Genomic DNA, 9,923 nt, shown 5'->3' with positions numbered 1-9,923 from the left:
TCGCGGTCTCCCAGGCCCGCCGGGCGGCCCGTGCGGAGGGCGCCGGCGACTCCGGCCTCTCCCGCCTGATCGAGCTGCACGCCTTCAACGCGGCCGGGGACGCAGCCGTCGCAATCTCGCTCGCGGGCACCCTGTTCTTCCAGGTCCCGACGGGCGAGGCGCGCGGGCAGGTGGCGTTGTTCCTCGGGCTCACCATGCTGCCGTTCGCCATCGTCGCGCCCCTCATCGGACCGTTCCTCGACCGCTTCAGCCACGGCCGCCGCTGGGCCGTCGGGGCGACGATGGCCATCCGCGGCTTCCTCTGCTGGGTGCTGGCGACGGCCGTCGTGACCGAGTCCGCGTGGCTCTTCCCGGCAGCGCTGGGCGTGCTGGTGGCGTCGAAGGCCTACGGCGTGACCCGCGCCGCCGCCGTCCCTCGCCTGCTGCCGCCCGACCTCACGCTGGTCAAGGCCAACGCCCGGGTGTCGCTGGCCGGCGTGGTCGGCGCCGGGGTCTCGGCCCCGCTGGCGGTGCTCGCGTCGACGTTCGGGCCGGAGTGGTCGCTGCGCTACGCGTTCGTGGTCTTCGTCCTCGCCACCATCTGGGCGATCCGGCTGCCCGAGAAGGTCGACGCGAGCCACGGGGAGGGCGAGATGGTCCTCGCCGGCTCGACGGACGCCACCGGGCCGGGTCGGCGCACCAAGACCCGGATCCCGGCCGCGGTCGCCTTCGCGCTGCGCGCCAACTGCGGCCCGCGCTGGCTCTCGGGCTTCCTGACCATGTTCATGGCGTTCCTGCTCCGGGAGAACCCGATCGGCGACTGGCGCCCCGAGGTCCTGCTGGGGCTGGTGATCGGCGCGGCCGGCCTCGGCAACACCCTCGGCATCACGATCGGGTCGCTGCTCAAGCGGCTCAGCCCGGCGGTGACGGTCGTCCTCGCCCTGCTCGCGGACGTCGCGGTCGCGACGGTCGCGGCCCTGTTCTACGGCCTGGTGTCGCTGGTGCTGCTCGGCCTGACGGCCGGTCTCGCGCAGGCCCTGGCCAAGCTCTCGCTCGACTCGACGATCCAGCGCGACATCCCGAGCCGGGTGCAGGCCAGCGCGTTCGCCCGGTCGGACACGACGCTGCAGCTCGCCTGGGTGATCGGCGGGTTCGTCGGCATCGCCATGCCGCTCATGCCCCGGCTCGGGCTGGGCATCGCGGCCGGTGTCCTCGGGGTGTGGGCGACGTTCGTGCTGGTCAGCCGCCGTCCGCGCGCGCAGGCGCCGGCTCGCGCCTGACGGCCCTCAGATCTCGAGCTCGTCGGCGAGCGCGCGGAGCACCTTCGCCGTGCCGCGGGCCGCGGCGCGCTCGGGGTGGCGGCCGCGACGATAGGTCTCCTCGACGCCCTCGAGCATCTTGATGAGGTCCTCGACGATGGTGACCATCGCCTCGGGCTGCTTGCGCTGGGCGTTGCGCTGGTTGCGCGCCACCGACGCCGGGGCGTCGACCACCCGCACCTGGAGGGCCTGGTCGCCACGACGGCCCTGGGCGATGCCGAACTCGACCTTGGTGCCGGCCTTGAGCGTGGTGGTGCCCTCGGGCAGCGCGTCGGAGTGGACGTAGACGTCCGGCCCGTCGTCCTGGGACAGGAAGCCGAAGCCCTTCTCCGCGTCGAACCACTTCACCTTGCCACTGGGCACAGGACTGCTCCGCTCACCTCGAACTCAGCCGCTCCGCGGATTCGCGGGCGCGGCACAGGATAGGCGGCTGGACCAGTCCGCCACCAACGGGTTCCGCCCCACTGGCTAGGGTCTGGCCTTTGATCTGCCGGCGCGCGTGCTGGGACCATGGGAAACTCGTGGGTCCGCGGCGCGGGCCGCGGGACCTCATCGATCGGACGGGAGCAGGTGGACACCGTGTGGGCAGGAAGGGCCGGGCGGCTCCTGGGGAGCAGCGCGCTGGCGCTCGCGATCACCCTGACCGGCACCGCCGCCGCCCTCGGTGACGACGCCCCACCCACGCCGGCCCCCTCGACCGCGTTCACCCTCGTGACGCTGCAGGGCCCCGGCACGTCCGCCGGGACCCGCACGGCAGCGGACCTGCTCGCGCGCCAGGACGCGGTGCTCGGCGCGCTCGGCGCCGGAGAGCCGGTCTACCGGTGGACCACGGCGCTCAACGGCTTCGCCGCCCGCCTGACCGACAGCCAGCTCGCCGCCCTGGAGCACCAGCGGGGGATCGCCGCGATCGAGGCCGACACCGTCCGTCCGCTGGCCGGTCGTACGTCGCTCGCCGCCGTCCGCGCCGCCGCCACCCCGCGGCTGAGGGGCGGCGCCGGCGTGGTGATCGGTGTCGTCGACTCGGGCATCGCCCCGGAGTCCCCCGCGTTCGCCGACGTGCCGGGCCTCGGGCCGGATCCCGAGCGCTTCTCGGGCGTGTGCAGCGAGGGCGAGGGCTGGGTCGCCGGCGACTGCACCCGCAAGGTGGTGGGGGCCCGCTGGTTCGTCGAGGGCTTCGGCCGCGACGCGGTGCGCTCCTCGGAGTCCTTCTCCGCGCTGGACGACCTGGGCCACGGCACGCAGGTGGCGTCCGTCGCCGCGGGCAACGCGGGCGTCAGCGTCCGTGTCGACGGCCGCGACGCAGGCCGCTTCGGCGGGATGGCGCCCCAGGCCCGGATCGCCGCCTACAAGGCGTGCTGGGGGGCGCCGGACCCGTCCGGCGACGGGTGCTCGACCGCCGACGTGGTGAGCGCGGTCGACGCGGCGGTCGCCGACCGTGTCGACGTGCTCAACCTCGCGCTCGCCGGTGGCGAGCGCATCGACACCCTCCAGCGGGCGCTTCTCGGTGCCGCCGAGGCCGACGTGGTCGTCATCGGTGCCGCCGGCAACTCCGCCCGCGCGGCCTTCGCCGCCCATGCCGCGCCCTGGGTCACCACCGTCGGCTCGGCGATCGGGCGGATGTCCCGCGGCCGGGTGAGCGTCCCCGGCGGCGCCTCCTGGACGGGCGGTGGTCGCCCCGTCGACGTCCGCGGGCCTGCCGTGCTGGCACAGGACGCGGCCGCTCCCGGCGTATCGAGCCACGACGCCGGCCAGTGCCGGCAGGGGGCCCTCGACTCGCGTCTGGTGGCCCAGCGGATCGTGGTCTGCCGCCGCGGCGGCATCGGTCGCATCGACAAGTCGCAGACCGTCGCGCAGGCCGGCGGGCGGGCGATGGTGCTCGTGAACCGCAGTCCCGGCGCGGTGACGGCCGACTTCCACGCCGTGCCGACCGTGCACCTGCCTGCCGTCGCCGGTCGCGAGCTGAGCCGCTGGGTGGCCCGGCACCCCGGCGGCCGGCTGCGGATGTCCCGGGTGCCCGGCGCCGCGGGCGAGCGTCGTACGCCGCCGTGGAGCGCGTCGGGTGACCCGCGCGGCGCCACCCTCAAGCCGGACGCGGTGGCCGACGGCGACGCCGTGCTGGGCGCGCTGCCGGAGTCGACCGGCCGCAGCTGGGGCGTCTTCAGCGGCAGCTCGGCCGCTGCGGCCCACGCGAGCGGGCTCGCCGCCCTGCTGCGGGCGGAGCACCCCGGGTGGTCGGCGTCGACGGTCCGCTCGATGGTGGTCACGTCGGCGCGACCCGTCCCCGGCGCCACGGTCCTCTCCCAGGGCACCGGTGCGCTGCCGAGCCGCGCACCGCGGGCGCACCTGGCGCTCGAGGTCGAGGCGGGCGCCTGGCGCCGGGCGCTGCGCACCAACCGCCTGGCCGAGCTCAACGCGACGTCGGTCCTGCTGCCTGCGGGCCGGACGACCGCGGTCCGGCGGGTGACCAACGTCGGCAGCCGCCCGGAGTACTTCTCGGTGACCGCCCGCGGCTTCACCTCGCACCGCGTCCGCGTCCAGCCCCTCGCGGTACGTCTCGCGCCCGGGGAGTCGGCCGCCTTCACGATCACCGTCTCCGGCCCGAGCACCCCCGGCCGGCTCGACGACGGCCAGCTGGTCTGGCTCGGTGCCCGTGGTGGCGTCACCCGGGTCCCGGTGGCCCTCACCCGCTGACACGACGACGGGCCGCCGTCCCCGGAGGGACGACGGCCCGGCCGGCCGGACCTGTCAGTCGCCGAGCACGCGGTCGTGGCGCAGCGAGGTCGCCTTGGTCTCGCGGGCGAACAGGACCGCGACGACGGTGATCACCGAGGCGGCGGTCATGTAGATCGCCACCTTGGGGACGTTGGCGACACCGGAGGACGCGTCGCCGAGCAGCTCGATCGCGATGATCGGGGCGAGCGCCCCGGCGAAGATCGACGCGAGCTGGTAGCCCACCGAGGCGCCGGTGTAGCGGACCGAGGTGCCGAACAGCTCGGAGAAGAACGCCGCCTGCGGGGAGTACATCAGTGCGTGCAGGACCAGGCCCACGACGATCGCGAGGATGATCTTGCCCTCCGAGCGCGAGGCGATGAGGTCGAAGAAGACCCACGACCAGGCGGCGACACCGACGGCGCCGGCGAGGTAGAGCGGCCGGCGCCCGACGCGGTCGCTGATCGCGCCGATGACCGGGATGGTCACGAAGTGCACCACCGAGCCGATGAGCAGGGCCTTGAGGATGAGCGACTTGTCGTCGGCGGTGCCGGCGTAGAGCGTGAGGAACGAGATCGAGATGACGGTGAAGAGGTAGTACGAGATGTTCTCGGCCATCCGCATGCCCATGGCGACGAACACCTCCTTGGGGTACTTGCGGAAGACCTCGAGCAGCGGCAGGTGCGCGGTCTCCTTGGTCTCCAGCTCGGTGCGGGCCTCGGTGAAGACCGGCGACTCCTCCACCGAGAGGCGGACCCACAGGCCGACCGCGACGAGCACCGCGCTCAGCAGGAACGGGATGCGCCAGCCCCAGGCGTTGAAGGCGTCCTCGGTCTGCACGGCGGCGAGCACCCACAGCACGCCCGTGGCGAAGAGGTTGCCCAGCGCCACGCCGGCCTGCGGCCACGACGACCAGAAGCCGCGCTGCGAGTCGTCGCCGTGCTCGGCGGCCATCAGGACGGCTCCGCCCCACTCGCCACCGACGGCGAAGCCCTGGACGAGGCGGCAGGCCAGGAGGAGCAGCGGTGCCGCGACCCCGATGGAGGCGTACGTCGGCAGCAGGCCGATCGCGAACGTGGCCAGGCCCATGAGGAAGAGGGAGAAGACGAGCATCTTCTTGCGCCCGACCCGGTCCCCGAAGTGACCGAACACGATGCCGCCGAGGGGGCGGGCGACGAAGCCGAGGGCGTACGTGCCGAACGCGAGCAGCGTGGCCGTGGCGGGCTCGCTCTCGGGGAAGAACAGCGTGCCGAAGACCAGCGCGGCGGCCGAGCCGTAGAGGAAGAAGTCGTACCACTCGACGGCCGTCCCGATCAGGGACGCGAAGACGACCTTGACGATGCTGGTCCTGCCGGGGTCGGCGGGCGCGGCGGGGGTGCCGGCCCGGGGTGAGGTGTCGGTGGTCATGGCGTGCCTTTCATCGGGGGTCGTCGGGTGACGGGGGTGGGAGGTCAGGCGGCGGTCCAGCCGCCGTCGAGGACGAGCGCGGAGCCCGTCATCGAGGCGGCGGCGGGACTGCACAGGAAGGCCACCGCGTCGGCGACCTCCTCGGGCTCGACGAGCCGCTTGAGCGGCGTGCGGGCGAGCAGGACGGAGTCGAGGACCTCGTCCTCGGGGATGCCGTGGGTGCGGGCCTGGTCGGCGAGCTGGCCCTCCACGAGCGGGGTGCGGACGTAGCCCGGACACACGGTGTTGCTGGTGACGCCCTTGTCGGCACCCTCGACGGCGATGACCTTGGACAGGCCCTCGAGGCCGTGCTTGGCGCTGACGTAGGCCGCCTTGTACGCCGATGCGCGGTGTCCGTGGACGCTGGACACGTGGACCAGGCGGCCCCAGCCGCGTGCGTACATCCCGGGCAGCACCCGTCGGGCGAGCAGGAAGGGCGCGTGCAGCATCAGCGCGTGGATGGCGCGGAACCGCTCGGGGTCGAGCTCCTCGATCGGGGCGACGTGCTGGACGCCGGCGTTGTTGACGAGGACGTCGACGTCGAGGTCGAGCGCGTCGATGGCGTGCTCGTCGGTGAGGTCGACGACGTGCGGGGTGCCGTGCACCTGGGCGGCGACCTTGGCGACGCCCTCCTCGTCGCGGTCGAGCAGGTGCACCTCCGCACCGCTCTGCGCCAGGCGTGCGGCGACCGCGGCGCCGATGCCGCTGGCGGCTCCGGTGACGAGCGCCCGGCGGCCGCCCAGGGCGGGCGCGGTGGCGGGGGTGTCGGTGGTCATGCGGCCCACCGTAGGAAGCGGAGTGACGCACGGCACATGGCCGCGAGCGCCACAGTTGCCGGCGTCCCATGTGGTTGCGCCACATGGGCGCGGCTCATCCGCCCTGGAGCCGGGCCAGTCGGAGCGCCAGCTGCAGGTCCAGCGCCCGCTCGGGCTCGCGCCAGCCGCTGCCGAGCAGCTCACCGACGCGGTCCAGGCGCTGCGTCACCGTGTTGGGGTGCAGGTGCAGCGCAGCGGCGGTGTCCTTGAGGTGCCCGCCGGTGGCGAACCACGCCTCCAGCGTCTCCACCAGCCCGGTGCCGCGGCGCGCGTCCCACGCCCGGACCGGGCCGAGCATCGCCTCGATGAACGCCGTGACGTGCTCGGGCTCGTTGTCGCCGAGCAGGAGCCGCGCCACCCCGAGGCCGGGCGGGTCGCTGACCTCGCCGCGACGCCCGAGCCGCACGAGCGTGTCGAGGCAGCGCCGCGCCTCGTCGTGGGCGGTCACGAGCCGGTCCCCGTGGAGCGCGTCCGTCGTGGCGGCGACCCCGACCGTCGCGGTCCCGCCGAGATGGTGCACGACGGACTGCAGCTCGGCGCCGACGTGGTGCGCGTCCTGGCTCGGTGCCACGAGGACGACGGCGCCGCGGTGCTCCCCCGCCAGCCCCGACATCCGCCGGGCGAGGGCGACGGCGGCCCGGCTGGCCCGGTGGCGGTCGACGCCGTCGATGCTCGCCGCGGCCACCACGACCGGGCCGTCGAGGCTCGCGCTGTGGCGGCGTACGCGGTCGCGGAGGCGCTCGCGGGACGCCGCGCCGGCCTCGAGCAGGTCGACGAGGAGCTGCCCGCCGAGCCGCTCCTCCGCATCGGTGACCGACCGCGCGAAGAGCAGCACGAGCGCGGTGACCAGCGCTCCGCGCTCGAGGGTACGCCGCCCGGCGAGGTCGAGCGGCTCGTCGCGCCGCAGCACGAGTGTGGCGAGGTGCTCGGTGCCCGCGAGGGCGGCCGCGACGAGCCCGCCGTCGACCACCACCGAGCGGCCGGACGACACCGCGGCCGGGACCGCGTCCGCCCAGGCCAGGCCCGGGTCCTCGCCGGCCAGCAGGTCGCCGGCCGGCGTCCACACCGACGCAGCACCGTCGAGCACCGTCGACAGCACGTCGACGACCTCGGCCACTCCCCCGCCGCTCAGCAACAGGTCGGTGAGCCGGTCGTGGGCCAGGGCCGCGGCGTCGACCGCCTCGGTGTGGCGGGTGAGCGACCGGTTGGCCTCGTCGAGCTCGGCGAAGAGACGGGCGTTCTCCAGCGCCACCACGGCGTGGGCGGCGAAGGAGGTGAGCAGGCTGACCTCCGACTGCGGGAAGCGCCGCACCGACCTGTGCACGGCCAGCAGCGCGCCGATGACGACGCCGTCGAGCACCAGCGGCACCCCGAGGATGGCGCGGATCTGCTCGCCCGCCACCGCCTCGTCGATGTAGCCCTGGTGCACGAATCGCTCGTCGGTGGCGTAGTCCTCGGTGAAGTAGGCGGCTCCGGTCTGGGCGACCAGGCCGAGCAGGCCGGTGCCCAGCGGGAGCCGCAGGTTCTGGAACTCGCGGGTGAGGGCTCCGTCGGTGACCTTCATGTAGGACGCGCCGTCGGCCTCGTCGTTGAGCGAGAGGTAGGTCATGTCGCAGTGCAGGAGCTGCCGGGCGCGGCGCACGATCGCGGCCAGGATGGTGTCGACGTCGCGGATCGCGGTGAGGTCGGAGGCGGTCTCGTAGAGCGCGGAGAGCTCCGCCTCCCGCGAGCGCATGCGGGCGATCAGGTCGCGCAGCCGCAGCGCGACGTCGTAGTCCGAGCGGACGACCGCGGCCGCCTCCTCGTCGAGCTCCTGCTCGGCCTGCGCGAGGCGCTGGTCGAAGGCGCTCAGCGGCGCCTCGTCGTAGAGCAGGTCGAGGAAGGACGGCACGCGCACATCATGGCCGCCGGCCCCGGCGGGCGCACCCTGCGCCGGTCAGGCCTCGCGGGTGATGGTCATCTCGCGGTCGCCGTAGACGACCTTGTCGCCGTGGACCAGCGCCGCGGGCTTGCCCGCGGCGAGCTGCCGCGAGACGCCCTGGCGCACCAGGATCGTGCCGTTGGTCGAGCCGCGGTCCATCACCACGATCGTGCCGTCGGGTGCCGGCCCGAACTGGGCGTGGGTCTTGGACACCGACATGTCGGCCGAGGCGAGCGGGATGAGGTGGGCGACCTGCTCGCCGCTGCGCGGCTCGGGGCGTCGGCCGACCAGCGCCATCCCGGCGATCACGAAGCTCTCGCCGTTGTCGAAGTGCACCCGCCAGCGAGCCGGCGGGGCTCCCGGGGCCGCGGACGGCGGCGGGGCCAGGGGCTGCGCGGGGGGCGGCTGGGGCGGGAGGTACTGGGGCTGCTGCTGCGGAGGCTGCTGCGGAGCCGGCTGGGCGGCGGGTGGGCTGACCACCTCGGGGGGCAGCTGCTGGCGACGCATCGAGTGCTCGGAGCGCTCTGGGGTCCGCACCGCCTCGACGGGCGGCGCCGGGATCAGGCGCATCGCGGTGAGGTTGACGATGTGGCGCGGCCCCTCGTCGACCGCCGCGCTCTCCACCTCCACGACGGGTCGTACGTCGACCACGACGGTGTGGGCGAGGTGGTCGTGCCAGCCGCGACGCTGCCGGCCACGGTCCTCGACGGCGGTCCAGGCCAAGGTGGCGACCCCGATGCCGAAGGTGGGCAGGCCGGCGACACCGAGGACGAGCGAGCGCAGGAGCGCCGGCCCCACACCGATCGGGGTGCCCGTGCCGTGGTGGACCACCCGGAGGCCGGTCGCGGCCTTGCCCGGTGACGTCCCCTTGACGCCGAGCAGGACGGCCAGGACCAGCCACAGCAGCACCATCGTCGCGGCGACCACGCCCACCACGGTCCACACGTCGTCGGAGACGAGGGCGACCGTGAGGACGCCGACGAGCGCGAGGAGCGCCCACGCGAGGAGGCGGTCGACGGCGAAGGCGGTGAACCGTCGCTCGAGCTGGGCGATCGGGTAGGTCACGGGGTGCGGCTGCTGGGTCACGGTGGCGTCAGGATCAGGGGTTGGTCACCTGGATGGTGACGCCGTCGCCGAGGTCGAGGACCGCCCCGGGCACCAGGCTCACCGCGATGCCCGGCTTGAGTTCCTCGGGGTCGAGGCCGGGCAGCGCGAGGACCGTGCCGTTGGTCGAGCCGAGGTCGGTGGCGATCGCCGATCCGTGGTCGGCGCCCGCGCCGGGACGGATCTCGAGGTGGGTGGAGGAGATCTCCTGGTGGGGGCTGGCCACTGTCACCACGTGCGGCTGGTCGTGGGAGGCGAAGCGGCGGGCCTCGGGCGCGCGGCCGACCAGGACCGTGCGGTCGACGGCCACCACGTCACCGGTCGAGAAGACCAGCGACGCGACGGGACGCGACACCACCTCGGGGGCGACCTCCTGACCGGGGATCGGCGGCCGGTCGAAGTCGGGCACCTGGTGGCCGGCCATCGTCTGGCCGTCGCGGTCGGCCCAGTCGTCCTGCACCGCGGGCGTCTCGCCGGTCGGGGTCGGGTCGTCGCCGGGGTCGCCGAAGGTCAGCGGCTGCGCCGGCGGCACCGGGTCGAGCTCGGGTGCGGCCGGCGGCACCGGCGGCGCCGGCGGGGCGGGCGCCGGCTCCGGCTCGGCGACCGGCTGCGCCTCGGCGACCGGATCCG

General features: G+C 74.7%; 8 protein-coding genes. 2 read left to right on the top strand and 6 right to left on the bottom strand.

What is annotated here, in order from left to right:
- Positions 1-1,259, top strand: a 1,259-nt coding sequence (locus Q9S36_RS50870) for an MFS transporter (RefSeq protein ID WP_311292338.1), incomplete at its 5' end; no start/stop codon positions are given.
- 6 nt (positions 1,260-1,265) lie between these two features.
- Here the strand turns inward: Q9S36_RS50870 and Q9S36_RS50865 are convergent.
- Complete coding sequence (locus tag Q9S36_RS50865; protein ID WP_311292337.1) at positions 1,266-1,646, bottom strand: cold-shock protein; 381 nt, start codon at positions 1,644-1,646, stop codon at positions 1,266-1,268.
- Between the two features lie 231 nt (positions 1,647-1,877).
- Here Q9S36_RS50865 and Q9S36_RS50860 point away from each other — a divergent pair, with 231 nt between their 5' ends.
- On the top strand, positions 1,878-3,989 hold the full coding sequence (locus Q9S36_RS50860; protein ID WP_311292336.1) for a S8 family serine peptidase: 2,112 nt from the start codon (positions 1,878-1,880) through the stop codon (positions 3,987-3,989).
- Positions 3,990-4,043: 54 nt separating this feature from the next.
- Here the strand turns inward: Q9S36_RS50860 and Q9S36_RS50855 are convergent, their stop codons facing one another.
- The 5 genes from Q9S36_RS50855 to Q9S36_RS50835 form a co-directional block, all read right to left on the bottom strand.
- Complete coding sequence (locus Q9S36_RS50855) at positions 4,044-5,414, bottom strand: MFS transporter (RefSeq protein WP_311292335.1); 1,371 nt, start codon at positions 5,412-5,414, stop codon at positions 4,044-4,046.
- Between the two features lie 44 nt (positions 5,415-5,458).
- The gene (locus tag Q9S36_RS50850; RefSeq protein ID WP_311292334.1) at positions 5,459-6,229 is read right to left on the bottom strand and encodes a 3-hydroxybutyrate dehydrogenase; all 771 of its coding nucleotides are present in this window, start codon (positions 6,227-6,229) and stop codon (positions 5,459-5,461) included.
- A gap of 94 nt (positions 6,230-6,323) precedes the next feature.
- Complete coding sequence (locus tag Q9S36_RS50845) at positions 6,324-8,159, bottom strand: helix-turn-helix domain-containing protein (RefSeq protein WP_311292333.1); 1,836 nt, start codon at positions 8,157-8,159, stop codon at positions 6,324-6,326.
- Positions 8,160-8,204: 45 nt separating this feature from the next.
- The gene (locus Q9S36_RS50840) at positions 8,205-9,275 is read right to left on the bottom strand and encodes an RDD family protein (protein WP_311292332.1); all 1,071 of its coding nucleotides are present in this window, start codon (positions 9,273-9,275) and stop codon (positions 8,205-8,207) included.
- Positions 9,276-9,288: 13 nt separating this feature from the next.
- Positions 9,289-9,923, bottom strand: a 635-nt coding sequence (locus Q9S36_RS50835) for an FHA domain-containing protein (protein ID WP_396653989.1), incomplete at its 5' end; no start/stop codon positions are given.

The organism is Microbacterium sp. ARD31, assembly GCF_031844425.1.
This window is presented reverse-complemented; position numbering and strand designations above follow the sequence as displayed.